The following is a 25,015-nucleotide window of genomic DNA, read 5'->3' on the forward strand; positions in this document are numbered from 1 at the left end:
TGTCCGAAGCTCCATCGCAGGCAAGCCGAGCGAAAACTTTCCGACCCAAAGCCCGAACGACATCAGATCAGCCCAAGATCAGGACACGAACACGGCTCGATGCCCCGCCCGATGAATATGGCGGGGTTAGATGATCCCGTTTGGGCTCTGGGCGCGGCGGCCTTCGGCCGTTGCTCCGCGCCATGCGACTCGACTCCGGCCGACCACGGGATAAAATGAGAACATAACATGAACAAACTGCCGCCCCGAATCGCCCCATGCCCTCCCGACGGATCCTGTCCCTCTGGTTTCCCCGCCTCGCGGCCGAGCGCCTGCTGCGCCGCGAGGGGGCTGCGCTTGCCGGGCCCTTCGCGGTGGTTCGAGACGCCGGCAACATGCAGCTCCTGCAATCGCTCTCGGTCGAGGCGTCTGAGGCCGGGCTGGTGCCAGGCCAGCCGCTACGCGACGCGCAGGCGATGTGCCCCGGCCTCGTCACCCGGCTCTCCAACCCGCAGGCCGAGGCCGCCTTCCTGACCATCCTGCGCCGCTGGGCGGGAAAGTTCTCGCCCTGGGTGGCCGAGAATGGCGCGGCCTCGCTCCTCGTCGATCTGACCGGCTGTGCGCATCTCTTCGGCGGCGAGGCGGCGCTGCTGGCGCAGGCGGAGGCCGATTGCGCCGATCTCGGCATCACCGCGCGCGGCGGCATCGCCGACACGGTGGGGGCGGCCTGGGCCCTGGCGCGCTATGCCGGGCGGGACGCCGCGCCCGTCCGCTCGGGCGACGCGATCGACCAGGAGGCGCGGGCGACGCGCTCGCGGGCGGCGAAGCGGCGGCACTGGGAGCGCGGCGGGGCGCCGCCGCGGACCGAGGCGGGGGCGGATGTCGCCCGGATCGCGCTGCCGGGTCAGACGCGCACCGCGCTCGCGCCCCTCCCCGTGGCGGCGCTGCGCCTCTCGCCCGAGACGGTGACACAGCTCACCCGGCTCGGCCTCAGGCGGATCGACGAGCTTGCCGGCCAGCCCCGCGCCGGGCTCGCGCGGCGCTTCGGGCAGGAGCTGGTCCTCAGGCTCGACCAGGCGCTCGGGCTGGTGCCCGAACCGGTCTCGCCGGCCCGCCCGCCGGACCATTTCGCCGTCCGCCTCACCCTGCCCGAGCCGATCGGGCTGGAGGAGGATGTCCGCGCCGGGCTCGACCGGCTACTGCCGGCGCTAGCCGAGCGGCTCCGGGCGCGTGGGCGCGGGGCGCGGCGGGTGCGGCTGCAGGCCTTCCGCTGCGATCACACGATGCAGCCGGTGGAGGTCGGCCTCGCCCGGCCCTCGGCCGATCCCGAGCGGCTGCGCCCGCTCCTGGCGATGAAGCTCGGCGAGATCGAGGCCGGGCCGGGGATCGACGTCCTGCGCCTCGAGGCGCATGTGACCGAGCCGGTCCACCCCACCCAGCACCGCGGCCATCTCGGCGCGGCGGCCGAGGGCATGGCGCGGCGGGGGCGGGCCGGTGCCGGCGTGGCGCTCGACGACCTGATCGGCCGGCTCGGTGCGCGGGTCGGACTGGAATCGATCACGCGGCTCGCCCCGGCCGACAGCCATATCCCGGAGAAGACGACGAAGGTCCTCGCTGCCGCCTGGTCGGAACCGGCGCGGGACTGGCCCGCGGCGCCGCCCCGCCCGCGCCCGCTGGTGCTCTTCCGCCCCGAGCCGGTGCATGTGGCCGAGCCACCCGGCCGGCCCGTCCGCCCGCCTGCGCGCTTCCGCTGGCGACGGCGCGACTTCGCCCTCGCCAGCGCCACCGGCCCGGAGAGGATTGCGCCGGAATGGTGGCTCGACGATCCCGAATGGCGCTCGGGCACTCGGGACTACTGGCGCGTGGAAACAGCGGGCGGCGAACGGCTCTGGCTCTTCTACGCCCATGGCGGGGCGCTGTCGGCGGGCTGGTTCTGCCAGGGGAGCTTTGCATGACGCGGACTGTGCTGGATCCGTTCGGTCATCAACCAGACTTTGGCCTTGAGCCGAAATAGGCCGGATCCGGGTGCGGAGCCGCGCCACCGACGGACCGCGGCGCGGCAATCCGACAGTGGGACGGGGCACTTAATCGGGAGGAATCCGAAATACCTCAACGCGACGCGCCGGCTTCATGGCCGCCTACAACTTCGCACGCCGCCTCAAGACGCTCAGCGGTCTTACGCCCTACGAATACATCTGCAAGATCTGAACTTCAGAGACAGACAGATTCATCGTCGATCCGATCCACCAGATGCTGGGACTAAACACCTAGCGGGCTACCCGCAGCGTCAGGTTGATCCGCCCGCCCTCCGGCAGGAGCGTCGAGGAGCCGGGCCGGATCCGGTCGATCCCGTGAAATACCAGCCGCGCCGCGCCCCCCATCACCAGCACGTCGCCCGACCTGAGCCAGACCGACTCGGTCTTGCCGCCGCGCGTCAGGTTGCCGATGCGGAAGAGCGCGTCGTCGCCAAGCGAGATCGACACCACCGGCTGATCGAAATCGGCCTCGTCCCGGTCCTGGTGCATCCCCATCCGCGCGGTCTCGGCGTAAAAATTGACGAGGCAGGAATCGGGCGCCCGCGCGCCCGGTGCCACCCGCGCCCAGACCGCGCGCACCGATTCGGGGATCGGCGGCCATTGCCCGCCTTCGGGGTGCGTCTCCTGGTAGCGATAGCCCCGCCGGTCGCTCACCCAGCCGACCGCGCCGGCCGAGGTCATCCGCACCGACATCTGCTGTCCGCGCGACGTCACGGGCCGGAAGAACGGCGCATCACGCGCCACATCGCGCAGATCGTCGACGATCCGGACCTGTTCCCCGGGCGAAAGCAGACCCTGGAAAAGCGCCACGCCGCGGATCGTCACAGTCGGTTTCGCTTCCAATTTCTTCACCATTTTTGCTTCATATCGGCCGCGCATCCCGGCTTGCAGGGGTGCCGATGCACTCCTATATACGCCGGGATGCTCGGCCGGGCAGCCAATCCGGCCGGATAAACCGGGATTGGGGCGCGGGAGCCTGATAAGGGCCCGAGCCCCGCAACATCGCCAAGAGAGGTAGAAAGCACATGGCCAAAGTCATCGGTATCGACCTCGGTACGACCAACAGCTGCGTCGCCATCATGGACGGGTCGCAGCCTCGCGTGATCGAGAATGCGGAAGGCGCGCGCACGACCCCGTCGGTCGTCGCCTTCACCGAGAGCGAACGTCTCGTCGGCCAGCCCGCCAAGCGGCAGGCCGTCACCAACCCCGAGAACACCATCTTCGCCGTCAAGCGCCTGATCGGCCGCCGCGAGGATGACCCGGCAGTCGCGAAGGACCGCAAGATCGTCCCCTACACGATCGTGGACGGCGGCAACGGCGACGCCTGGGTCCAGGCCCGCGGCGAGAAATATTCGCCCAGCCAGATTTCCGCCTTCATCCTGCAGAAGATGAAGGAGACCGCCGAATCCTATCTCGGCGAGGATGTGACGCAGGCCGTCATCACCGTTCCCGCCTATTTCAACGACGCACAACGTCAGGCCACCAAGGACGCCGGCAAGATCGCCGGCCTCGAAGTCCTCCGGATCATCAACGAGCCGACCGCGGCGGCGCTGGCCTATGGCCTCGACAAGGAAGAGAGCAAGACGATCGCCGTCTACGACCTCGGCGGCGGCACTTTCGACGTGACCATCCTCGAGATCGACGAGGGCCTCTTTGAAGTCAAATCCACCAACGGGGACACCTTCCTCGGTGGCGAGGACTTCGACATGCGGATCGTCCAGTATCTCGCCGACGAGTTCAAGAAAGAGCACGGCATCGACCTGACCAAGGACAAGATGGCGTTGCAGCGCCTGAAGGAAGCCGCGGAGAAGGCCAAGATCGAGCTCAGCTCGAGCCAGCAGACCGAGATCAACCAGCCCTTCATCTCCATGGACCCCAATGGCGGAACGCCGCTGCACATGGTGATGAAGCTCTCCCGTGCCAAGCTCGAAAGCCTCGTGGGCGACCTGATCAAGAAGTCGATCAAGCCCTGCCAGGCCGCGCTGAAGGATGCCGGCGTGACGGTGGACCAGATCGACGAGGTCGTTCTCGTGGGCGGCATGACGCGCATGCCCAAGGTCATCGAGGAAGTCACCAAGTTCTTCGGCAAGGAGCCGCACAAGGGTGTGAACCCCGACGAGGTTGTCGCCGCCGGCGCCGCCATTCAGGCCGGTGTGCTGCAAGGTGACGTCAAGGACGTCGTCCTTCTCGACGTGACGCCGCTGTCGCTCGGTATCGAGACGCTGGGCGGCGTGTTCACCCGGCTGATCGACCGTAACACCACGATCCCGACCAAGAAGAGCCAGATCTTCTCGACCGCCGAGGACAACCAGAACGCGGTGACGATCCGGGTCTTCCAGGGCGAGCGCGAAATGGCACAGGACAACAAGCTCCTCGGCCAGTTCAACCTCGAGGACATCCCGCCGGCGCCGCGCGGCATGCCGCAGATCGAAGTGACCTTCGACATCGACGCCAACGGCATCGTCGCCGTCTCGGCCAAGGACAAGGGCACCGGCAAGGAGCAGAAGATCACCATCCAGGCTTCCGGCGGCCTCTCGGACGACGAGATCGACCAGATGGTCAAGGACGCCGAGGCCAATGCCGAGGCCGACAAGGAGCGCAAGGAACTGGTCGAGGCCAAGAACCAGGGCGAGAGCCTGCTCCATTCGACCAAGAAGTCGATCGAGGAGCATTCCGACAAGGTCGACCCGTCGACCGTCGAGGCGATCGAGCTGGCCATGGGCCCGCTCGAGGAGGCCCTGGAAGGCGAGGATCTGGGCAAGATCCGGTCCGGCATCCAGAACCTGACCGAAGCCGCGATGAAGCTCGGCGAAGCCATCTACAAGGCCGAGCAGGAGAAGGCCGGCGAGTCCGCCCCGGACGGCGAGGATGAACCCAGCGGTGTCGACGAGGACATCGTGGATGCCGATTTCGAGGATCTCGGCGACGACAAACGCTGAACCGCGCAATACCTCCAGGGGGCCGGTCCGGGCAACCGGGCCGGCTCCCGCGTTGGAGGCAAGGGGATGATTGATGGCAAAACGTGACTATTACGAGGTTCTGGGTGTTGCGCGCGGAGCCTCGGAACAGGAAATCAAGAAGGCCTACCGCAAGAAGGCCCGCGAACTCCATCCCGATTCCAATTCCCACAAGCCGGATGCCGAGGCCCAGTTCAAGGAAGTGAACGAGGCCTATGACTGCCTGAAGGACCCCGAAAAGAAGGCGGCCTATGACCGCTTCGGGCACGCCGCTTTCGAAGGTGGAATGGGCGGCGGGCGGCGACCCGGCGGTTTCCACGGCCAGGGCGACTTCGCATCGACCTTCTCCGACGTCTTCGACGATCTCTTCGGCGATTTCATGGGCGGTCAGCGCGGCGGTGGCCGCCAGCGTGCCGCGCGCGGCTCGGACCTGCGTTACAATCTCAGGGTCACCCTCGAGGAGGCCTACGGCGGCGTCCAGAAGACGATCAACGTTCCCACCTCGGTGGCCTGCGCGGCCTGTTCGGGCACTGGTGCTGAAGGCGGCGCCGAGCCGGTCTCCTGCCCGACCTGTTCGGGCATGGGAAAGGTGCGCGCGCAACAGGGCTTCTTTACCGTCGAGCGCACCTGCCCGACCTGCTCGGGCCTCGGGCAGATCATCAAGAACCCCTGCCAGACCTGCCACGGTGCCGGCCGTGTCGAGAAGGAACGCTCGCTCTCGGTCAACATCCCGGCCGGGGTCGAGACTGGCACGCGCATCCGGCTCGCCGGCGAGGGAGACGCGGGGACCCGTGGCGGGCCCTCGGGCGATCTTTACATCTTCATCGAGGTGGCCGAGCACGAGATCTTCAAGCGCGACGCACAGCACCTCTTCTGCCAGGTGCCGGTGAGCGTCGCCTCCGCCGCGCTCGGCGGCGAGATCGAGGTGCCGTCCATCGACGGTGGCCGCTCGCGTGTGAAGGTCCCGGCGGGCTCGCAGACCGGCAAGCAGATGCGCCTGCGCGGCAAGGGCATGCCGGCGCTTCGCGGCGGCGGCCAGGGCGACATGTTCATCGAGCTGGTGGTCGAGACGCCGGTCAACCTCACCGCGAAGCAGAAGGAACTGCTGCGCGAGTTCGATGCGCTGAGCGCCGAGAACAACCCGCAATCGTCGAACTTCTTCACCAAGGTGAAGAATTTCTGGGACGAGATGAAGGGCTGAGCTGGGCGCGGCGGCTCACCTGACCCAGACTTCGACGCGCCGGTTGGCCTGACGACCGCGCTCGCTGTCGTCGCAGGCCAACGGCAGCGCCTCGCCAAACCCGACCGCCTTCAGCCCGACGCGACTCCAATCGGCGCCGGCCGACGCGCTGCGGAGCGCCTCGGCAACCGCCTCGGCCCGCTCCAGCGACAGCGCCCGGTTCGCATCGGCGGGCCCCAGCCCGTCGGAAAATCCCGCCAGCACGATCTGCCTGTCGTCATAGAGACCGACGCCGATATCGCGCACCAGCCTGTCGAGATTACCCTCCGACTGTGCGTCGAGCTGCACCGAGCCGTTGCGGAACCGAAATGTCGCCGTGAGCCGTCCGGCGCCGGACATCGCCGCGACGAGTTCCCTGAGATCGGCCAGGTCCACTTCCTCGCCCGCCGCCGCAATGGCGTTGGCGAGCCGCTCGCCCTGGGCCGCGAGCGGGATCTCCACCGGCACCTGGTCGACATAGCCCGCGCGCCGCACCGCCATCTCCGCTGTCGGCGTCGAGAGCCAGTCGAGGAACTCGCGCGCGATTAGCGGCAGGCGCCGCGGCGGCACGTAGAGATAGAGCGGCAGGGCCAGCGGATAATCCTCTGCCTTCAGCGCCTCGGGCGTCACGGTGATCTGCCGCCCGCAGCGACCCACAAGGGCCAGCGGCCGCACCGCGCGCAGGTCGGAAAAGCGGGCGAGGCCAAGAGCTTCGGGATTGCGGGCGACCGACTCGACGAGGCCCGCGCCGGATTCGTGTCGCACCAGCCACGCAGGCCGCCCCTCGCCGCCGCGTCCGGACGGTGGCAGGACCTGCTCAAGACTGCCGTCGGGCGTGGTTTCGTGGAGGTCGATGGTGACGCCGGCAGGACCGCCGAGGACGGCCCAGTCCTGCAAGCGTCCTGCGCGGATCGCAACGAGTTGCTCGATGGAGATGCCGCGGACCGGGTTTCGCATCGCCACGACCGGCACAAGCGCGTCAAGCGCGATGATCCGCGCCCGCCGCGGCCCTGCGAGATCGCCAATCCCGGCCGCGCGCCCGGCAGCAACCTCGGCGTCGGTGGCGGCACGATTGGCCATCGCGAGGTCGGCGCGGTCTGCGGCGAGATCGGCGAGCCCCGCTGCGCTGTCGCTGAGCGAGAGGTGGAACCGGGCCACGAGCCGGTCCTCGGTCGGGTCGATCAGGTGATAGGAGAGGTTGGCGGCGTCCTCAGGGACGCGGCGCGCCAGCAGCGCGCTGCGTGCGGCGAACGTCTCGATCAGCGCCGGTAACAGCAGCCGGCCCATCGTTGCGTCGCCGGAAAGGCGGATGTCGGCGACCGGGTTCATCAGGTCCGGACAGCCAGGCCCCTCGCAGCGCACCCCCTCGGCGTCGACCGTCAGGATGCCGAACTCGGTCTGCAGGCGATAGAATTCGCCGTCGAAACCGATCATCGTGCCCTCAAGGCTGATCGATCCGTCGCGCGATGTCAGGAAGGCGTCCTGGGCGGCCACCGGGCCCGCCCCGATTGCAAGGAGTGCTGCGAGGGCCGCCGCGCGGATTGGTTTCATGCGCATGTTGTTGGATTGGCCCGCCTCAGTCGGAGGCGATCTTCGTCGCTCCGCCGCGCGGATTCAACACGCAATATGTGCAGAAAGGGTCTCAGGCCGGACAGTCCGGCGCGCGCGTGGCTTCAGGCCTCCGGCAGGCTGAGCGCGTAGGTCTGCGTGGCCGGCGGGGTGAGGTCGCGCGAGGCCGGGTCAGTCGGCAGCTGCTGACCGGCTTGCACGAAACTGGCCGTCTTCGCCTCGCCGCCGCCGAAACGCGCCGCGATCGCCTCGGCATTCTGCATCACGTAGCCGGTCCCGAAAGCGACCAGGAAAACGAATCCGACCGTTCCAAAACGCCGCACAACTTGCATCGTTCTATTCTCCCCACAGTTTCCTGGGAGACGGAATATCGCGGGATTCGGGCGCGGCTGTGGCCGTACTGGGGCCGATTTCCGCCACATTCGGCGGGGCAGCGCACGTTCCCTGTCCCGAAGCCCTGTGACGTCCGGTTCAGAGCGCGCCGTGGCAGTGCTTGAATTTCTTGCCGGAGCCGCAGGGGCAGGGCTCGTTGCGCCCCGGGTTTCCCCAGGTCGTGGGATCGGATTCGTCGAAATCCGCGACCAGCGGCGTACGGTCCGCGTCCGGCGCCGGTGCCGCCGCCTTCTGCTGCGCTGCTTGCTGGGCCAGCATCTGCTGCATCATCGCCTGCTGCTCTTCCTGGGTCAGCGGCCGGATCTGGCTCAGCTTTTCCGTCACCTCTTCGCGCAGCCCGTTGAGCAGGTTCTCGAAGAGCTGGAAGGCTTCGTTCTTGTATTCGTTGAGCGGGTCGCGCTGCGCGTAGCCGCGGAAACCGACGACGGAGCGAAGGTGTTCCAGCGTCAGCAGGTGATCGCGCCACTTGCCGTCGATCGTCTGCAAAAGAAGCTGCTTTTCGATCATACGCATGTTCTCGGCGCCGAAATCCGCGGCCTTCTTGGCCATGAACTCGTCGGACGCCTTGTAGAGCCGCTCGCGGACGTCGTCGTCGTCAACGCCCTCCTCGTCGGCCCAGTCGATCACCGGCACGTCGATGCCGAGGTGCTTGATCACGTCGGCATAGAGCTTCTCGGTCTCCCACTGGTCGGCATAGCTCTTCTTGGGCATGTACTGGTCGACAAGCTCGTCGACCACCTCGTGGCGCATGTCCTGCACCACTTCGGAGAGGTCCGCGGCCTCCATGATCTCGCGGCGCTGGCCGAAGATCACCTTCCGCTGGTCGTTCATCACGTCGTCGAACTTCAGAAGCTGCTTGCGGATGTCGAAGTTGCGACCCTCGACCTTGGCCTGCGCCCGCTCCAGAGACTTGTTGACCCAGGGGTGGACGATCGCCTCGCCCTCTTTCATGCCAAGTTTCTTGAGCATCGAGTCGAGCCGCTCGGAGCCGAAGATCCGCATCAGGTCGTCCTCGAGGCTGAGGAAGAAGCTGGACTTGCCCGGGTCACCCTGGCGGCCGGAACGGCCGCGCAACTGGTTGTCGATCCGACGGCTCTCGTGACGCTCAGTGGCGAGCACATAGAGCCCGCCCGCAGCCTTCACCGCCTCCTCGTCATCCTTGTGCTGCGCCTCGATCGTGGCGCGAATCACCTCCGGATCGCCCTCGGGGTCGGCGGCGATGGCTTCCATCACCTTGAACTCCACGTTGCCGCCCAGCTTGATGTCGGTTCCGCGGCCAGCCATGTTGGTGGCGATGGTGATCGCGCCGAGCTTTCCGGCATCGGCAACGATCTGCGCTTCCTGCTCGTGCTGGCGCGCGTTCAGCACGTTGTGCGGAAGCCCTTCCTTATTCAGGAGCTGGCTCAGCTGTTCGGACTTCTCGATCGAGGTCGTTCCGACGAGCACCGGCTGGCCCTTCTCGTGCGAGGCCCGGATCTCGTCGATGACCGCCTGCAGCTTCTCGGCATTGGTGCGGTAGACCTGGTCGTGCTCGTCGATCCGCGCCACCGGCAGGTTGGTGGGAACCTCGACCACGCCGAGCCCGTAGATCTCGAGGAATTCCTCCGCCTCGGTCAGCGCGGTTCCGGTCATGCCGGAAAGCTTGTCGTAGAGGCGGAAATAGTTCTGGAAGGTCACGCTCGCGAGCGTGACGTTCTCGGGCTGGATCTGGCAGTCCTCCTTGGCCTCGATGGCCTGGTGGAGACCATCCGAGAGACGACGCCCGTGCATCATCCGGCCGGTGAACTCATCGATCAGCACGATCTGGCCGTCGCGGACGATGTAATCCTTGTCCTTGTGGAACAGCACATGCGCCTTGAGGCCCTGGTTGATGTGGTGGACCAGCGTCGTGCTCTCGGGATCGTAGAGGTTCTGGCCCTCGGGCAGCAGCTCGTATTGCAGCAGCCGCTCCTCGAGGAACTCGTTGCCCTCATCGGTGTAGGTGACGTTCTTGGTCTTTTCGTCGAGCGTGTAGTGCTCAGGCGAAAGCTCGGGGATGATCTTGTCGATCACCCGGTAGAGTTCCGAGCGGTCCTGGCTCGGGCCGGAAATGATCAGCGGCGTGCGCGCCTCGTCGATCAGGATCGAGTCGACCTCGTCGACGATGGCAAAGTTGTGGTGCTTCTGGCAGACGTCCTTGAGCTCCGACTTCATGTTGTCGCGAAGATAGTCGAAGCCGAGTTCGTTGTTGGTCGCATAGGTCACGTCGCAGCCATAGGCCGCGAGCTTTTCCACCTCGGGCTGCTGCGGGTAGACCACGCCGGTGGTCATGCCGACATGGGCATAGACCTTGCCCATCCATTCGGCGTCCCGCTTGGCGAGATAGTCGTTGACGGTGACGATATGCACGCCCTTGCCGGTGAGCGCGTTGAGATAGGCGGGAAAGGTGGCGACCAGCGTCTTGCCCTCACCGGTCTTCATCTCCGCGATGTTGCCCTCGTGCAGGAAGATGCCGCCCATGAGCTGGACGTCGAAGGCGCGCAGGCCGAGCGCCCGCTTTGCCCCCTCGCGCACATTGGCGAAAGCCTCCGGCAGAAGGGCGTCGAGCGGTTCGCCGGACTTCGCCCGTTCCTGCAATTCCCTGGTCTTGGCGATCAGCTCCTCGTCCGACTTCGCCTCGTATTCCGGCTCGAGCGCGTTGATTTGCTCGATGATGGGGCGGGTCGCCTTGATCTTCCGGTCGTTGGGCGTGCCAAAGACCTTTTTCGCGATCGTTCCAATTCCCAGCATATCCGCTCCGCCTTGACGCTTTCGTGTGGAAGCACGCCTTGTCGGCCCCTCTGCGCAGCGTTACCAAGCATCAAACGAAGAGCCGCCCGTCTCCCGGACCCTCCGCGATGTAAGGGCGTGCCCTCAGAGTGTCAACGCCGCGCAAGGGCGCGGCCAGCGAGGAGCCGATTTAATGCCGATGACCAAGAAAACCTGGGGAGCCGGGCTGATTGCCCTTGCCTTGATCGCAAGCGTGCCGGCTCTGGCCGAGGAGGTGACGGCCGATACAGTCGTCGCGACCGTCGGCGGGGTGGATATCACCGTCGGACATATGATCGTGGCGCGCCAGACGCTGCCGGCGCAATACCGGCAGATCGACGTGGCGACGCTCTGGGACGGCTTGCTCGACCAGCTGGTACAGCAGAACGCAATGGCGCAGTCGCTTGGCGACGGGGTGACGAAGGCCACCGAGCTTTCGATCGACAACGCGATCTCGGGCCTGCTGGCCGGCGAGGCGATCGGCAAGGTGGTGCAGGCGGCAGTGACGCCCGAGGCGCTGCAGGCGGCCTACGAGGCGCGGTTCGCCGATGCCGAGCCGTCGCTGGAATACAATGCCGCGCATATCCTCGTCGCCACCGAGGAAGAGGCACAGGCGCTGGTCGCAGAGCTTGAGGGCGGCGCCGATTTCGCGGAGCTGGCGAAAGAGAAATCCACCGGCCCGTCGGGTCCGAACGGCGGTGATCTCGGCTGGTTCGGCACGGGCATGATGGTGCCCGAGTTCGAGCAGGCCGTGATCGCGCTGGAGCCCGGCCAGGTTTCGGCGCCGGTGCAGACGCAGTTCGGCTGGCACGTCATCAAGCTGAACGAAACTCGTGCGGCCGAGGCGCCGCCGCTGGAGGAGGTCCGGGACGAACTCGCGGGCGAGCTCGAGGCCGCCGCGATCGACAAGGCGCTCGACGATGTCATGGCGGAGGCCGAGGTCACCCGTGCGGAGATCGAAATCGACCCCGCCGTGCTCGACAATCTCGACCTCGTCGCCGAGTGACGGAGGCGTAGATGGCCGGATCGCTGCCTGTCTCGCCGCTCGCACCTGCGAGCTTTCCCGCCCTGCCGGAAATCGCCGGGCTGGAGCTTTCCGCCACCGAGGCCGGGGTACGCTATGCGGGCCGGCGCGACGTTATGCTCGCGCGGCTTGCGCCGGGAACGGCGGTCGCCGGGGTGTTCACCCGCTCCGCCACCCGTTCCGCCCCGGTGCTCGACTGCCAGGCCAAGCTCGCCGCGCGCGCCGACTCCGAGGCCGGCGCAGCAATCCTGGTGAATTCCGGCAATTCCAACGCGTTCACCGGCTCGGTGGGCGACGATTCGGTGGCCGCTATCTGCGCCGGCGTCGCGGAGGCGGCGGGCGTTCCGGTGTCGCGCGTCTTCACGGCCTCGACGGGCGTGATCGGCGAACGGCTGCCGCACGAGCGGATCACGGCGAAGCTGGCGGAACTGGTCGCTGGCCTTGCGCCCGAGGGCATCGCCGACGCCGCCCGCGCAATCATGACCACTGACACCTATCCCAAGGGCGCCGGTGCAGTGGTCGCCACCGAGGCGGGCGAGATCCGGATCGCGGGCATCGCCAAGGGCTCCGGTATGATTGCGCCCGACATGGCCACGATGCTGGTCTATATCTTCACCGATGTCAGAATCCCGCAGCCCTCGCTGCAGAAGATCCTGGCGGATCACACCCGCTCCACCTTCAACGCGATCACCGTCGACGGCGACACCTCGACCTCCGACACGCTGATCCTTGCCGCCACCGGCAAGGGCCCTGTCGCGATCGAGGATCTCTGCACCGGCGCCGGTCCGGCCTTCTGCGAGGCCCTGCGCGGCGTCATGCTCGATCTCGCCCAGCAGGTCGTGAAAGACGGCGAGGGCGCAACGAAGTTCCTCGAGATCCGCGTAACCGGCGCCGCCTCGGACGCAGATGCAAAACTCTGCGCCATGTCCATCGCCAATTCGCCGCTGGTCAAGACAGCGGTGGCAGGCGAGGACCCGAACTGGGGCCGGGTCGTCATGGCGGTCGGCAAGTCCGGAGCCCAGGCGGATCGGGATCGGCTTTCCATCCGTTTCGGCGACATCCTCGTCGCGGAGAATGGCTGGGTCGCCGGGAGCTACACCGAGGAGGCCGGCGAGGCCTACATGAAGCGGCAGGAGCTTCTTCTCTCGGTCGATCTCGGCATCGGGGACGGGCGCTTCACCGCCTGGACATGCGATCTGACGCATTCGTACATCTCGATCAACGCGGATTACCGTTCGTGAAGACGGTCCTTGTCTCGGCCGTGGCACTTGTCGACCGCGACGGGCGGGTGCTGCTCGCCCAACGGCCGGAGGGCAAGGCGATGGCCGGGCTCTGGGAATTCCCGGGTGGCAAGGTCGAATCGGGCGAAACGCCGGAGGCCGCGCTGATCCGGGAACTCCACGAGGAGCTCGGCATCGACACCTTCTCCTCCTGCCTCGCGCCGCTGACATTCGCCAGCCATACCTACGAGAGTTTTCACCTTCTGATGCCGCTCTTCATCTGCCGAAAATGGCAGGGCACGCCGGTCTCGAAGGAGGGACAGGCGTTGAAATGGGTCCGCGGCGCCGCCCTGCGGGATTACCCGATGCCGGAGGCGGACATCCCGCTGATCCCGCATATCCGCGAATGGCTGTGACCAGAGGGACAATATTTTGCGCCCCGCCCAAAATTTGCGCTGATATATCGACAATGTGACAATTTTATACGTGATTTGTGAACAGTCTCTTTGTAACCTCCTTTGGACAGACACGAACGGAGACGCGAAGAGATGCTGCGCACGATCACTATCGGCAGCCATGTTTCGATCCAGGGGAATTTCGTCCGGGATCTGCGCGACGGCCGGATTCTTGTCCAGGTCGGCGAGCGACTGTTCAAGGGAACCCCGGTCGAGACAAAGGCGGCCTGACCACACGCTCCACTCACGAAGCAATACAGAAGGGCGGCCCTCGAGGCCGCCCTTTTCACGTCTTCCGGGTCTGACTCGGCTCGCGATCAGGCAAGCTTGCGCTCGACCTCCTCGCGCTCGAAGATCTCGATGACATCGCCCTGGCGGATGTCGTCGTAATTCTCGAAGGCCATACCACATTCCTGGCCGGACTGAACTTCGGAGACCTCGTCCTTGAAACGCTTGAGCGTCTTCAGCGTGCCCTCGTGGATCACCACGTTGTCGCGCAGCAGGCGGACGCCGGCGGAGCGGCGGGCGACGCCTTCGGTGACGAGACAGCCGGCGACCTTGCCGACATTCGACACCTTGAAGACTTCCTTGATCTCCGCATAGCCGATGAAGTTCTCGCGCACCTCGGCCGAAAGCAGGCCGGAAGCGGCCGCCTTCACGTCGTCCACGAGGTCATAGATCACCGAATAGTAGCGGATCTCCACGCCCTTCTGGTTCGCCGCGGCGCGCGCAGGCGCGTTGGCACGGACGTTGAAGCCGATGACCGGCGCACCAGAGGCTTCCGCGAGACCGATATCGCTCTCGGTGATCGCCCCGACCCCGGAATGCAGCAGGCGGACCCGCACCTCGTCGTTGCCGATCCTCTCCATCGCCTGGGCGATGGCTTCGGCCGAGCCCTGCACGTCGGCTTTCACCAGAACCGGCAGTTCCTTGACGTTCTCGTCTTCCTTGGCCTTGGCCAGCAACTGTTCCAGCGAGGTCGCAGCCCCGGCAGCGGCACGCTTCTCCTTGGCCGCCTGCTCGCGGTATTCGGCGATCTCGCGGGCCTGCGCCTCGGTCTCGACGACGTTCAGGACGTCACCAGCCTCCGGCGTGCCGTTGAGACCCAGAACCTCCACGGGCACCGACGGTCCGGCCTCGTCGACGCGCTCGCCCTTGTCGTTGACCAGCGCACGCACCTTGCCCCATTGCTCTCCGACCACGAAGATATCGCCCTGCCGGAGCGTTCCGTTCTGCACCAGGACGGTGGCGACCGGTCCGCGGCCGACATCGAGCTGTGCCTCGATCACCGCGCCGGCGGCGGCGCGCTTCGGGTTGGCCTTGAGTTCCAGGATCTCGGACTGCAGCGCGATGGCCTCCAGCAGCTCGTCGAGGCCCTCCCCAGTCTTGGCCGAGACCTCGACATCCTGCACATCGCCCGACATGGCCTCTACGACAACCTCGTGTTGCAACAGGTCGGTCCGCACTTTCGTCGGGTTCGCCTCCGGCTTGTCGATCTTGTTGATCGCCACGATCATCGGCACCTTGGCGGCTTTGGCGTGGTTGATCGCCTCGACGGTCTGCGGCATCACTGCGTCATCCGCAGCAACCACAAGCACGACGATGTCGGTCACCTGCGCACCACGAGCGCGCATCGACGTAAAGGCCGCGTGGCCCGGCGTATCGAGGAAGCTGAGCACCTGTCCGCCATCGGTGGTCACCTGGTAGGCGCCGATATGCTGGGTAATGCCGCCAGCCTCGCCGGCAACGACCTTGGCGTGCCTGATCGCGTCGAGCAGCGAGGTCTTGCCGTGGTCGACATGGCCCATCACGGTCACGACAGGCGGACGCGGCTTGAGATCCTCTTCCTTGTCTTCGACGGTGTCGATCACGTCCTCGACATCCGAATCGGAGACGCGGACGATCCTGTGGCCGAATTCCTCGACGATGAGCTCGGCGGTATCGGCGTCGATCGGCTGGTTCTGCGTGACCATCATGCCGTTCTGCATAAGCGCCTTGACCACGTCGGCAACGCGTTCGGCCATGCGGTTGGCAAGTTCGGACACGACAATCGTCTCCGGAACCTGGACGTCGCGCACGACCTTTTCGCGAACCTCGGACCCGCCCATGGCCTTCTGCCGGGCGCGTTCCTGCTTCCGCTTCATCGCGGCCATAGACCGTTGCCGGCCGCCTTCGCCACCGGCCATCGCCTGGTTCAGCGTCAGCTTGCCGGCGCGGCGGCCATCCTCGCCCTTGCCCTTGCCGCGGCTCTCGCGCTGGCGGTCTTCGCGGTCGCCCTTGCGCGGGGCTGCGTCCGGCTTGGTGAAGTTGCGCTGCGCGTTCCGTGCGCTGCCGGCATCCTCGGGCTGCGCGGCGGAAGACGATGCGGCCGCGTCGGCCTCCTGCCTGGAGCCGGCCTTCTTCGCCGCCTCGCGCTCTTCCTTCTCGCGCTGTGCGGCCTCTTCGGCTTCGCGCTTCTTGCGCTCGTCCTCTTCTGCCTTGGCTTTCAGCGCTTCTTCGCGCTCGCGCTCCTCGCGTTCCTTGGCCTCGGCATCCGCACGCCGGCGATCACGTTCTTCCTCGCGGCGCTTCTCTTCCTCGAGACGCACCTTCTCTTCATCGGCCTCGCGCGCCCGCGCAGCGGCGAGCGCCTTCATGCGGCGCTCCAGCTCCGCATCGGAAATGCCAGCCGGGCGGCGCGAGGGATCCCCGCCCGTCTTCCCGCCGCCACCGCTGGCCGCCTTGCCGGCGCCAGGCTTCGGCACAACGACCCGCTTGCGCTTCGTCTCCACCACGACGTTCTTGGTGCGTCCATGGCTGAAACTCTGCTTCACCGAGCCGGAGCGCGTGCCGCCCTTCAGGCCCAGGGTCTTCTTGCCGTCATTGTCGCTCATGCGATTCCATCGTCCTTTCCGGGGCCGGTTGCCCCGATCTTGCCGCGCAGGCCGGAAAGCCGTGTGGCTTCCTCCACGACGCGAGTCGTGAGTCCTCCGGCACACAGCGCCGCGTGTATTACATGGTCTCGACCAAAGGACAAACCCATTTCCTGAGCCGTCAGACAGTCGAAACTGACACCCTCCTCAGCGGGAAGGCGCAATTTGCTCTTGCCGCGCTCCGAGCCGTCGGCGGCCTGAAGAAGTGCAACGGCCTCGCCGGCCTGAAGCATCCCGCGAACCTTCTCGTATCCTGCCACCGCCAGCCCCGCCTTTCGCGCAAGCGACAGCAGGTCCGTCACCCGCCGGCAAAGCCCGGCCTCGACGGTCTCCACGAGCCCCTCGGGCACCGCTACCTGCCGTTTCGCGCCGCGGGCGAAAGCCCGCTTCTTCACCGCAAGCTCGAGCGCCTCGCGGCGTGCCGTCACCCAGATCCCGCGGCCGGGCAGCTTGCCGGCAAGATCCGGCACGATCCCGCCATCGGGTCCGACCACGAAGCGGATCATCTCCGCCTTGGGCCGCGTGTCGCCAGTGGCGACACAACGCCGCTCGCCTGGCCTGTCCCGGTCCTTTGTCATGCCCCCGCGCCCCACGGCCCGACACCCGGCTCCGGCGCCAGGGATCAGGCGCCGGCCTCCTCGGTCTCCGCGTCCTCGGCCGCTTCACCTTCCTCGGGGAAGAGATCCGCCGGGTCGACCCAGCCGAGCTGAACTCGCGCGGTCATCACCAGGTCCTGCGCCTCGGCGAGGGACAGGTCGAACTTCTCGAGCACGCCGTCGTCCTTCACCCGCTCGCCATCGACCGTGGTCCATCCGCCGGCAAGCTCCCAGTCGGCGCATGTCGCGAAATCCTCGAGGGTCTTCACGCCATCCTCGGCCAGCGCCTCGATCATTTGCGGCGTCAGCCCCTCGAAATCGATCAGGCTCTGTTCGACCCCAAGCTCCTTCGCATGCTCCAGCGCCTTGCGGTTCTGCTCCTCGATATGGTCGCGGGCACGCGCCTGAAGCTCCTTGGCGGTGTCCTCGTCCACGCCGTCGATGACCAGGAGTTCGTCCTGGTCGACATAGGCGACCTCCTCGAGATTGGTGAAGCCCTCGGCGACCAGAAGCTGGGCAAAGAACTCGTCGAGATCCAGCTTGTCCATGAAGAGCTGCGTGCGCTCCTCGAATTCCTTCTGGCGGCGCTGACTCTCTTCTTCTTCGGTCATGATATCGATGTCGAGACCGGTCAGTTGGCTCGCCAGCCGCACGTTCTGGCCGCGCCGTCCGATCGCGAGGCTGAGCTGCTCGTCCGGAACGACGACCTCGATCCGCTCTGCTTCCTCGTCGAGCACGACCTTGGAAACCTCGGCAGGCTGCAACGCGTTGACGAGGAAGGTCGGGACGTCCTCGTTCCACGGGATGATGTCGATCTTTTCGCCTTGCAACTCGTTCACCACCGCCTGGACCCGGCTGCCGCGCATGCCGACGCAGGCGCCCACCGGATCGATCGAGCTGTCATAGGAAATGACGGCGATCTTGGCACGGCTTCCCGGGTCGCGGGCCACGGCCTTGATCTCGATGATGTTGTCGTAGATCTCCGGCACTTCCATCTTGAAGAGTTCCGCCATGAATTCCGGCGCGGTGCGGCTGAGGAAGATCTGCGGCCCGCGGGCCTCGCGGCGCACGTCCTTGATGTAGCAACGGATCCGATCGCCATTGCGGTAGCTCTCGCGCCCGATCTTTTCGTTGCGGCGCAGGATTCCCTCTCCGCGGCCGATATCGACGATGACGTTGCCGTATTCCTCGCGCTTGACGAGGCCGTTGATGATCGTGCCGGCGCGGTCCTTGAACTCCTCGTACTGCCGGTCGCGCTCCGCCTCGCGGACCTTCTGCAAGATCACCTGCTTGGCGCTCTGGGCGGCGATCCGGCCCATCTCGACCGGCGGCACCTCGTCGGTGATCGTGTCGCCGACCTTCGGATCGTCGAGATACTGCTTCGCCTGCGCGACCGTCAGCTCCGCCTGGTAATTCTCGAGCTCCTCGTCTTCGACAACCGTGCGCACGCGGGTGAAGGTCGCCCGCCCGGTCTTGCGGTCGATGGCGACGCGGATGTCCATCTCCGAGCCGTAGCGGGACTTCGCGGCGCGGGCGAGGGATTCTTCCATCGCCTCGATCACCAGCTCCGGGTCGATCATCTTCTCGCGCGCCACCGCCTCGGCGGTCTGCAGGAGTTCCAGCTGGTTGGCGGATGTGATGGCCATCTCTTGTTCTTCCTCTCAGGTGTTCTCGGCGGCGTCGTCCTCGGACGCCAGGATGGTCTCGATTTCGTCGAACTGGGCTTCGTCGATCTGGCCCACATTCTTGCGCTGCTTCAGCATCTCGCGGATCAGCTCGTCGGTCAGCACGAGCTTGGCGTCATTGAGCCAATCGAAGCGGAGCCCGATGGTGACAGGCGCGCCTTCATGGTCGATCTCGACCAGGACCTCGTCGCCCTCGACCCCCCTGAGCGTGCCCTTGAAGCGGCGGCGGCCGTCGATCAGCTCCTCGGTCTCCAGCTTGGCGACATAGCCTTCCCAGGTGTCGAAATCCTTCAGCCGCGTGAGCGGCCGGTCGATGCCGGGAGACGAGACCTCAAGCGTGTAATTGTCTTCGATCGGGTCCTCGACATCCATCACCGCGCTGACCGCGGTGGAGATATCGGCGCAGTCGTCGACCTCGATGCCGCCATCCGGCCGCTCGGCCATGATCTGCAGCGTCTTGGTGCTGCCGGACATGAGCCGGATGCGCACCAGTTCGAACCCCATCCCCTCGATGACGGGGGTCAGGATCTCGGCAAGGCGCCGGTCGATATTGGTCTTCGCAATCAGGTCGGTCACATCTGGGTCCCAAGAACAAAAAAACGGGCACGCGGCCCGTCGATCTTTCCCGGTGGAGCTTCCGGGTTGCCCCGACAGCGCCGCTGTTGAGGGGCATATACGTGCTCGCACCGGATTGCGCAAGGGCTCACTTCCCGGTCTGCGCCACCTTCCCTTGGAGCCGCCAGGCCCGCCAGAGCCACCAGCCCGCGCCAAGCGCCACCACGCCCGAGAGGATGAAGCCGGAGATGTCGACGAGCAGCTCCGCGATTGCCGAGATCTGGTCGGCAAAGAAGAACCCGAGTAGGGCGTAGCCCGCGGCCCAGACCGCCGCGCCGAGCATGGCGGCCGCGGTGAACCTCGCCCAGCCGAGCCCCGCTGCGCCACCGGCATAGCTTGTCCAGGGGCCAAGTGGAGCGACGATCGTGCGCCCGGCAAGCACCGCCACCGCGCCCCAGCGTGCAACCAGAGTCTCGGCGCGGGCGGCGAGCCCGGCGCTGGACGGTCGCGCCTTGAGACGCGCGAACAGCCCCGGCCCGCGCCATCGCGCGAGGTTGAAGGCAGTCTGGTCGCCGATGACGAAGCCGAGATAGGCCGCGCCGATGACCTGCCACAAGACGAGGTCTCCGGCCGCCGCAAATCCGCCCGAGGCCATCACCAGAACGGAGGCGGGAAGCGGGATCGCAAGGCAGGAGAGCATCACCACGGCGGCAATCAGGTAGAGGCCGTAGACCGGCACGAGGGCGAGCACCGTGTCGATCATCGCGCCGCTCCGGGCTGGTAGGCCGCCACGCCGGCGCGCAAGCGCTCGGTCAGGGCGTCGAGCGTCACGCCCTGGGCCGCGGCCACCTCGGCCATCGTCGGCGGTTTGCGGGAACCTAGGCCGTCCGGGCGTTCCAATCCGAGGATATCGAGCACCACCTCGGGTGGAACCTCGTAGGACATCGCCACGTAGCGCGGTCGCATCCAGGCCTCCAACGGCAGGTCGCGCTCCACGCCCTGATGGACAAGACCGAAATGCAAGAGGAACCGAGCCGCGAAAAACACCATAACCAGCAGGGCGGCCGCGAAAATTCCGCTCGGCAGGGGGTGTCTGGTCAGGAAGTACCGCAGGACTGACAGGAGTTCGGTTCCGATCTGTGTTCGTTTCGGGTCTTTAACGATAGGCGCGCGTTGGTCCGTCGCCACCTATGCCGCATTGGTTTTGGACCTCACGTTGTCTCGCGGCCCCCGGGGGCGGGGGCCGGTGTTCTCAGTGGCTGTCGCGGGGCAATCCCTTGGTCTGGGCGATGCGCTGGTATTTGACGGCCGGTTTCAGGACCATGCCCTCGTCGAACTGGTCGACGATGCTGCGCTGGATCTCCTGCCAGGGTGTCTGGTGGTCCGGGTAGGGGAAGCCGCCTTTGGCTTCGAGCGCGGCGCGGCGGGCGGCCAGCTCCGCGTCGGGGACGAGGATGTTGGCCGTTCCTTCCCTGAGGTCGATGCGCAGCCGGTCGCCGGTCTGCACCAGCGCCAGCCCGCCCATCGCCGCCGCCTCCGGCGCGGCGTTGAGGATCGAGGGGCTGCCCGAGGTGCCCGACTGGCGGCCGTCGCCGATGCAGGGCAGCGCCTCGATGCCCTGTTTCAGCAGCGCCGCCGGCGGCTGCATGTTCACCACCTCGGCGCCGCCGGGATAGCCGATCGGGCCCGCGCCGCGGATCACCAGGATGCAGCTTGCGTCGATCGCGAGCGCCGGGTCGTCGATCCGGTGGTGGTAGTCCTCCGGCCCCTCGAAGACGATGGCGCGGCCCTCGAACGCGTCCGGGTCGTCGGGGTCCGAGAGGTAGCGGGCGCGGAAATCCTCCGAGATCACCGAGGTCTTCATGATCGCGCTGTCGAAGAGGTTGCCCTTGAGGTTGATGAAGCCCGCGGCCGGTTTCAGCGGCGTGCCGAAGGGCCGGATCACCTCCGGGTTCTCGACCCGCGCCCCGGCATAGACCTCCGCCACCGGCCGGCCGGTCACCGTGATCGCCTCCGGGTGGGGCAGCGCGCCGGCGCCGATGAGCTCGGCGAAGACGCCCGGAACCCCGCCTGCGCGGTGGAAATCCTCGCCGAGGAAGCGGCCGGCGGGCTGGCAGTCGACCAGCAGCGGGATCTGGTGGCCGAGCGCCTGCCAGTCGTCATTGTCGAGCGGCACGTCGAGATGGCGGGCGATCGCCGTGAGGTGGATCGGCGCGTTGGTCGAGCCGCCGATGGCCGAGTTGACCACGATGGCGTTCTCGAAGGCCGCCCGCGTCATGATGTCGGAGGGCTTGAGATCCTCGCGGACCATGTCGACGATGCGCCGCCCGGTCTCGTAGGAGATCTGGCCGCGCTCGCGATAGGGCGCGGGGATGGCGGCGGCCCCTGGAAGCTGCATGCCGAGCGCCTCGGCGAGGCTGTTCATCGTCGTCGCCGTGCCCATCGTGTTGCAGAACCCCACCGAGGGCGCCGAGGAGGCGGCGACGTCCATGAACTCGTCATAGTCCATCTCGCCGGTGGCGAGCTTCTGCCGGGCCTGCCAGATGACGGTGCCGGAGCCGGCGCGCGCGCCCTTGTACCAGCCGTTCAGCATCGGGCCGACCGACAGCGCGATCGCCGGGATGTTCACCGTCGCCGCCGCCATCAGCAGCGCCGGCGTGGTCTTGTCGCAGCCGATGGTGAGCACGACGCCGTCGATCGGGTAGCCGTAGAGCGTCTCGACGAGGCCGAGATAGGCAAGGTTGCGGTCGAGCGAGGCGGTCGGCCGCTTGCCGGTCTCCTGGATCGGATGGACCGGGAACTCGAAACAGATCCCGCCGGCAGAGACGATGCCCTCGCGCACCCGCTTGGCGAGCTCGATATGGTGGCGGTTGCAGGGCGAGAGGTCGCTGCCGGTCTGGGCAATGCCGATGATCGGCTTGCCAGACTGAAGCTCCGCGCGCGTGATCCCGTAATTCAGGTAGCGCTCCAGATAGAGCGCCGACATGCCGGGCGCATCGGCGTTGTCGAACCAGGCTTGCGAACGGAGCGTCATCAGCAGGATCCTTGATCAGATGCCCCACGCCGGAAATGGCATGGGGCGGGGACCTCGGGCGAGGTCTTCCGATTCAGCATAGCGCGATTTCCGGAGCGGCTTCCAGACGTCCCACGAACCGCAGTGGCGCTCTCGTCGGGGCCGGGCCGGGTCACCGGAGCGCGGAGCGCGGACTCTGTAAAGCGCCCCCGCGTGCGCTCACGTTGACAGGACGGCAAATTCGCCGTTCCCTGTCGCCATTGATCGGAGGAACCATGAAAACTTTCTCTTCCTGGCAGCACTGCCGCTTCTGGCCGGCGCCGCCCAGGCGCAATCCGCACTTCTGTCCGCGTCGCCAATCCCGGACGATGCGGAACGGCGCTTCTGCTATTACGCCGGCCTAGCCTACTCGGTGAACTCCTACATCCTGATCGGCGGCAATCAGGTGACGCAGGTCTCCGGCGGCACGGCTGCGCTTTCCGCCGAGGTCGGCGGCACGCCCCAGGGCGGCGGACAGATTCGCCGGGTCGACGAGCAGAAGCCGCTCCGCTGTGTCGCCGGCGAAGACGGGGTCCTCGGCTGGTCCTCGGTGGCAACGCTCCAGCTCGGCCGGTAGCGCGGCCGGACGGGCGCGATTTCTCCCGGTGCAGGATGTCGGGCCGCCGCCGGCCTGATCAGGCTTCCGCGAAAGCGGCCGAAGGTTGCTTGAAGCCGCAGTCCGACGACGAACCAGAGACCCCGGCCGCAGTGCCGGGCGACGGAGTGCTTGGGGCGCGTTCCGGCAACGGTCGCCTGGGACTTGCGCCTACAGCCCGAACTGAGCTGCCTGGCGGGCGATTCCGTTGGTGGCGCGTACCAGTTCCTCGGAAATCCCCGGCTCGCTCAGCGCATGGCCCGCCAGCCCGATCATCCGCAACTCGCCCCGTGGCCAGGCCTCGGTCAGCTCCCAGGCAGAGCGTGGCGGACAGATCATGTCGTGCCGGCCCTGCACGACGATGCCGGGAATATGGGCGATGAGCGGCATGTCGTCGAGGATCTGCCGGTCCCGGTCGAGCCAGCCGTGGTGCTGGAAATAGTGGTTCTCGAGCCGGGCGAAGGCACGCGCATAGGGGCCAGGCGCCTCACCGCCAGCCGCATCGCCGGCGACCGTCGCAAGCGCGTTCTCCCAGCGGCACCACGCGCGGGCAAAGTAGGTCTGTTCGGTGATGTCCGTCTCAAAGAGCCGCCGTGCATAGGCCGCGATCAGGTCATCGCGTTCCTCCACCGGGATCATGTCAGCGAATCGCCGCCACTCTTCAGGGTGAAACTGCCCCGCACCGCCGGCATAGAACCAGTCGAGCTCGCGCTGCATCATCAGGAACACGCCGCGCAGCACGAGGAAGGCCGCGCGCCCGGGGTGCTTCTGTGCGTAGAGAAGCGCCAGCGTCGCGCCCCAGCTCCCGCCGAAGACACCCCAGCGCGGGATGTCGAGCCGCTCGCGAATGGCCTCGATATCACCGATCAGATGCCAGGTCGTGTTGGCGTGGATGGACGCAGACGGTTTCGACATGCCGCAGCCACGCTGGTCGAAGAGCACGACCCGGTAGCATTCAGGGTCGAAATAGCGCCGCATCGCGGGCGAGCAGCCGCCCCCCGGTCCACCATGCAGGACGACAACGGGAATGCCATCGGGATGGCCGCATTGCTCGACATAGAGCTTGTGGCCGTCGCCGACATCCAGCAGACACCGGTCGAAAGGTTCGATCGGTGGATAGAGGTAGCGCAGTGCGCTTTTGTGTCCCGCGACCCTGTCCATATGAGAGCTATATAGCGGTCGGAGGCACGGCGCTATGCCGAAGCAGCCACACCCGGAAAGGAGCATTGCATGACCCAGAGCACCATCGATCCGGCAGAGGTGGCCAAGTTCGAGGCGATGGCCGCGGATTGGTGGGACCCGACGGGCAAGTTCAAGCCGCTGCACATGCTGAACCCCACCCGGCTCGACTACATCACGCAACAGATCGCGGCCGAATTCGACCGGGACCTGAACGCGGCCCGGCCGTTCGAGGGGCTGCGCCTGCTCGACATCGGCTGCGGCGGAGGGTTGCTCTCCGAACCGATGGCGCGGCTGGGCGCGGAAGTGGTCGGCGCGGATGCGGCGGAGCGCAACATCCCGGTCGCGCAGATCCATGCCGAGCAATCCGGGCTCGAGATCGACTATCGATGCATCACCGCGGAGGCTCTGGCTGCTGCGGGCGAGTCGTTCGACGTGGTCCTGAACATGGAGGTGGTCGAGCACGTGGCGGATCCGCTGGCCTATCTTACTGCCTGCCACGATCTGCTGAGACCCGGCGGGCTGATGATCTGCTCGACCATCAACCGCAACCCCAAGAGCTTTGCCATGGCGATCGTGGGAGCGGAATGGGTCATGCGCTGGCTGCCCAAGGGGACGCATGACTGGGCGAAGTTCATCACCCCCGCCGAGCTGAGGGAACTGATCGAAAAGTCCGGGCTCACCTTCGAGGATGCCACGGGCTTCGTTTTCAACCCGGTGAAATGGACCTGGTCTCTGTCGAAGACCGACCTCTCCGTGAACTACGTCACTGCCTCGACGCGCCCGACCTGAGCGCGCGGCC

The 25,015-nt window shown here is 66.7% G+C and carries 21 protein-coding genes and 1 pseudogene; 10 read left to right on the plus strand and 12 right to left on the minus strand.

Features of this window, described 5'->3' with window-relative positions; translation table 11 throughout:
• Positions 1–257: 257 nt before the first annotated feature.
• Positions 258–1,934 carry a DNA polymerase Y family protein gene (locus EU800_RS10035; RefSeq protein ID WP_129631310.1) on the plus strand — a complete coding sequence of 559 codons (1,677 nt, stop codon included), beginning with the start codon at positions 258–260 and terminating at the stop codon, positions 1,932–1,934.
• A gap of 166 nt (positions 1,935–2,100) precedes the next feature.
• A pseudogene (locus EU800_RS10040) lies at positions 2,101–2,250 on the plus strand (IS481 family transposase); the annotation flags it as partial.
• Here EU800_RS10040 and EU800_RS10045 read toward each other — a convergent pair.
• Positions 2,247–2,870, minus strand: a complete 624-nt coding sequence (locus tag EU800_RS10045; RefSeq protein WP_129631315.1) for an alpha-ketoglutarate-dependent dioxygenase AlkB — start codon at positions 2,868–2,870, stop codon at positions 2,247–2,249. The pseudogene EU800_RS10040 and the gene EU800_RS10045 overlap by 4 nt on opposite strands.
• A 170-nt stretch (positions 2,871–3,040) precedes the next feature.
• Between EU800_RS10045 and dnaK the strand changes: the two genes are divergently transcribed.
• Positions 3,041–4,954: a molecular chaperone DnaK gene (gene dnaK, locus EU800_RS10050; protein WP_129631318.1), complete on the plus strand. Its 1,914-nt coding sequence runs from the start codon at positions 3,041–3,043 to the stop codon at positions 4,952–4,954.
• Between the two features lie 73 nt (positions 4,955–5,027).
• Positions 5,028–6,173 carry a molecular chaperone DnaJ gene (dnaJ, locus tag EU800_RS10055; RefSeq protein ID WP_129631321.1) on the plus strand — a complete coding sequence of 382 codons (1,146 nt, stop codon included), beginning with the start codon at positions 5,028–5,030 and terminating at the stop codon, positions 6,171–6,173.
• Between the two features lie 15 nt (positions 6,174–6,188).
• On the opposite strand, the gene EU800_RS10060 is transcribed toward dnaJ, so the two are convergent.
• The 3 genes from EU800_RS10060 to secA form a co-directional block, all read right to left on the minus strand.
• Entirely contained in the window at positions 6,189–7,742 is a 1,554-nt protein-coding gene (locus EU800_RS10060) for a phosphate ABC transporter substrate-binding/OmpA family protein (RefSeq protein ID WP_129631324.1), read from the minus strand.
• 122 nt (positions 7,743–7,864) lie between these two features.
• Positions 7,865–8,092: a hypothetical protein gene (locus EU800_RS10065; RefSeq protein ID WP_129631326.1), complete on the minus strand. Its 228-nt coding sequence runs from the start codon at positions 8,090–8,092 to the stop codon at positions 7,865–7,867.
• A 139-nt stretch (positions 8,093–8,231) separates the two neighbouring features.
• Positions 8,232–10,922, minus strand: a complete 2,691-nt coding sequence (secA, locus tag EU800_RS10070; protein WP_129631329.1) for a preprotein translocase subunit SecA — start codon at positions 10,920–10,922, stop codon at positions 8,232–8,234.
• Positions 10,923–11,100: 178 nt separating this feature from the next.
• Between secA and EU800_RS10075 the strand changes: the two genes are divergently transcribed.
• The 4 genes from EU800_RS10075 (at position 11,101) to EU800_RS26780 (ending at position 13,870) form a co-directional block, all read left to right on the plus strand.
• Positions 11,101–11,946 (plus strand): peptidylprolyl isomerase, encoded by an 846-nt coding sequence (locus tag EU800_RS10075; protein ID WP_129631331.1) that lies wholly within the window; start codon positions 11,101–11,103, stop codon positions 11,944–11,946.
• Between the two features lie 11 nt (positions 11,947–11,957).
• Positions 11,958–13,205: a bifunctional glutamate N-acetyltransferase/amino-acid acetyltransferase ArgJ gene (gene argJ / locus EU800_RS10080; protein WP_129631334.1), complete on the plus strand. Its 1,248-nt coding sequence runs from the start codon at positions 11,958–11,960 to the stop codon at positions 13,203–13,205.
• On the plus strand, positions 13,202–13,600 hold the full coding sequence (locus EU800_RS10085; RefSeq protein WP_129631336.1) for a (deoxy)nucleoside triphosphate pyrophosphohydrolase: 399 nt from the start codon (positions 13,202–13,204) through the stop codon (positions 13,598–13,600). Before argJ ends, EU800_RS10085 begins: the two co-directional genes overlap by 4 nt.
• Positions 13,601–13,732: 132 nt before the next feature.
• Positions 13,733–13,870, plus strand: a complete 138-nt coding sequence (locus EU800_RS26780; protein WP_165354619.1) for a hypothetical protein — start codon at positions 13,733–13,735, stop codon at positions 13,868–13,870.
• 86 nt (positions 13,871–13,956) lie between these two features.
• Here EU800_RS26780 and infB read toward each other — a convergent pair whose 3' ends face one another.
• From infB to EU800_RS10120, 7 genes are all read right to left on the minus strand, one after another.
• On the minus strand, positions 13,957–16,512 hold the full coding sequence (gene infB / locus EU800_RS10090; RefSeq protein WP_129631338.1) for a translation initiation factor IF-2: 2,556 nt from the start codon (positions 16,510–16,512) through the stop codon (positions 13,957–13,959).
• A complete protein-coding gene (locus tag EU800_RS10095) occupies positions 16,509–17,144 on the minus strand; it encodes an RNA-binding protein (protein ID WP_129631341.1) in 636 nt (211 codons plus the stop codon). Before EU800_RS10095 ends, infB begins: the two co-directional genes overlap by 4 nt.
• 29 nt (positions 17,145–17,173) lie before the next feature.
• The gene (gene nusA / locus EU800_RS10100) at positions 17,174–18,793 is read right to left on the minus strand and encodes a transcription termination factor NusA (RefSeq protein WP_129631343.1); all 1,620 of its coding nucleotides are present in this window, start codon (positions 18,791–18,793) and stop codon (positions 17,174–17,176) included.
• 15 nt (positions 18,794–18,808) lie between these two features.
• The gene (gene rimP / locus EU800_RS10105; RefSeq protein ID WP_129631346.1) at positions 18,809–19,408 is read right to left on the minus strand and encodes a ribosome maturation factor RimP; all 600 of its coding nucleotides are present in this window, start codon (positions 19,406–19,408) and stop codon (positions 18,809–18,811) included.
• A gap of 127 nt (positions 19,409–19,535) precedes the next feature.
• Positions 19,536–20,150 carry a DedA family protein gene (locus tag EU800_RS10110; RefSeq protein WP_129631348.1) on the minus strand — a complete coding sequence of 205 codons (615 nt, stop codon included), beginning with the start codon at positions 20,148–20,150 and terminating at the stop codon, positions 19,536–19,538.
• Positions 20,147–20,353 carry a hypothetical protein gene (locus EU800_RS10115; RefSeq protein WP_129631351.1) on the minus strand — a complete coding sequence of 69 codons (207 nt, stop codon included), beginning with the start codon at positions 20,351–20,353 and terminating at the stop codon, positions 20,147–20,149. The genes EU800_RS10110 and EU800_RS10115 overlap by 4 nt, the downstream gene beginning before the upstream one ends.
• Before the next feature lie 286 nt (positions 20,354–20,639).
• The gene (locus EU800_RS10120) at positions 20,640–22,421 is read right to left on the minus strand and encodes an IlvD/Edd family dehydratase (RefSeq protein WP_129631355.1); all 1,782 of its coding nucleotides are present in this window, start codon (positions 22,419–22,421) and stop codon (positions 20,640–20,642) included.
• 391 nt (positions 22,422–22,812) lie between these two features.
• On the opposite strand from EU800_RS10120, the gene EU800_RS10125 reads away from it, so the two are divergent.
• The gene (locus EU800_RS10125; RefSeq protein WP_129631358.1) at positions 22,813–23,016 is read left to right on the plus strand and encodes a hypothetical protein; all 204 of its coding nucleotides are present in this window, start codon (positions 22,813–22,815) and stop codon (positions 23,014–23,016) included.
• A 189-nt stretch (positions 23,017–23,205) separates the two neighbouring features.
• Here EU800_RS10125 and pip read toward each other — a convergent pair whose 3' ends face one another.
• A complete protein-coding gene (gene pip, locus EU800_RS10130; protein ID WP_129631361.1) occupies positions 23,206–24,195 on the minus strand; it encodes a prolyl aminopeptidase in 990 nt (329 codons plus the stop codon).
• A gap of 69 nt (positions 24,196–24,264) precedes the next feature.
• Here pip and ubiG point away from each other — a divergent pair, with 69 nt between their 5' ends.
• Entirely contained in the window at positions 24,265–25,005 is a 741-nt protein-coding gene (gene ubiG / locus EU800_RS10135) for a bifunctional 2-polyprenyl-6-hydroxyphenol methylase/3-demethylubiquinol 3-O-methyltransferase UbiG (protein ID WP_129631364.1), read from the plus strand.
• Positions 25,006–25,015: the final 10 nt, after the last annotated feature.

It is taken from the genome of Tropicimonas sp. IMCC6043 (genome assembly GCF_004146235.1).
GTDB lineage: Bacteria > Pseudomonadota > Alphaproteobacteria > Rhodobacterales > Rhodobacteraceae > Tropicimonas.

Excerpts from the sequence above, each read along its gene's own strand:
- EU800_RS10035 (WP_129631310.1), top strand. The coding sequence starts at position 258 with ATGCCCTCCCGACGGATCCTGTCCCTCTGGTTTCCCCGCCTCGCGGCC.
- EU800_RS10045 (WP_129631315.1), bottom strand. The coding sequence starts at position 2,870 with ATGGTGAAGAAATTGGAAGCGAAACCGACTGTGACGATCCGCGGCGTG.
- dnaK (WP_129631318.1), top strand. The coding sequence starts at position 3,041 with ATGGCCAAAGTCATCGGTATCGACCTCGGTACGACCAACAGCTGCGTC.
- dnaJ (WP_129631321.1), top strand. The coding sequence starts at position 5,028 with ATGGCAAAACGTGACTATTACGAGGTTCTGGGTGTTGCGCGCGGAGCC.
- EU800_RS10060 (WP_129631324.1), bottom strand. The coding sequence starts at position 7,742 with ATGAAACCAATCCGCGCGGCGGCCCTCGCAGCACTCCTTGCAATCGGG.
- EU800_RS10065 (WP_129631326.1), bottom strand. The coding sequence starts at position 8,092 with ATGCAAGTTGTGCGGCGTTTTGGAACGGTCGGATTCGTTTTCCTGGTC.
- secA (WP_129631329.1), bottom strand. The coding sequence starts at position 10,922 with ATGCTGGGAATTGGAACGATCGCGAAAAAGGTCTTTGGCACGCCCAAC.
- EU800_RS10075 (WP_129631331.1), top strand. The coding sequence starts at position 11,101 with ATGACCAAGAAAACCTGGGGAGCCGGGCTGATTGCCCTTGCCTTGATC.
- argJ (WP_129631334.1), top strand. The coding sequence starts at position 11,958 with ATGGCCGGATCGCTGCCTGTCTCGCCGCTCGCACCTGCGAGCTTTCCC.
- EU800_RS26780 (WP_165354619.1), top strand. The coding sequence starts at position 13,733 with ATGCTGCGCACGATCACTATCGGCAGCCATGTTTCGATCCAGGGGAAT.
- infB (WP_129631338.1), bottom strand. The coding sequence starts at position 16,512 with ATGAGCGACAATGACGGCAAGAAGACCCTGGGCCTGAAGGGCGGCACG.
- nusA (WP_129631343.1), bottom strand. The coding sequence starts at position 18,793 with ATGGCCATCACATCCGCCAACCAGCTGGAACTCCTGCAGACCGCCGAG.
- EU800_RS10110 (WP_129631348.1), bottom strand. The coding sequence starts at position 20,150 with ATGATCGACACGGTGCTCGCCCTCGTGCCGGTCTACGGCCTCTACCTG.
- EU800_RS10115 (WP_129631351.1), bottom strand. The coding sequence starts at position 20,353 with ATGCGACCGCGCTACGTGGCGATGTCCTACGAGGTTCCACCCGAGGTG.
- EU800_RS10120 (WP_129631355.1), bottom strand. The coding sequence starts at position 22,421 with ATGACGCTCCGTTCGCAAGCCTGGTTCGACAACGCCGATGCGCCCGGC.
- pip (WP_129631361.1), bottom strand. The coding sequence starts at position 24,195 with ATGGACAGGGTCGCGGGACACAAAAGCGCACTGCGCTACCTCTATCCA.
- ubiG (WP_129631364.1), top strand. The coding sequence starts at position 24,265 with ATGACCCAGAGCACCATCGATCCGGCAGAGGTGGCCAAGTTCGAGGCG.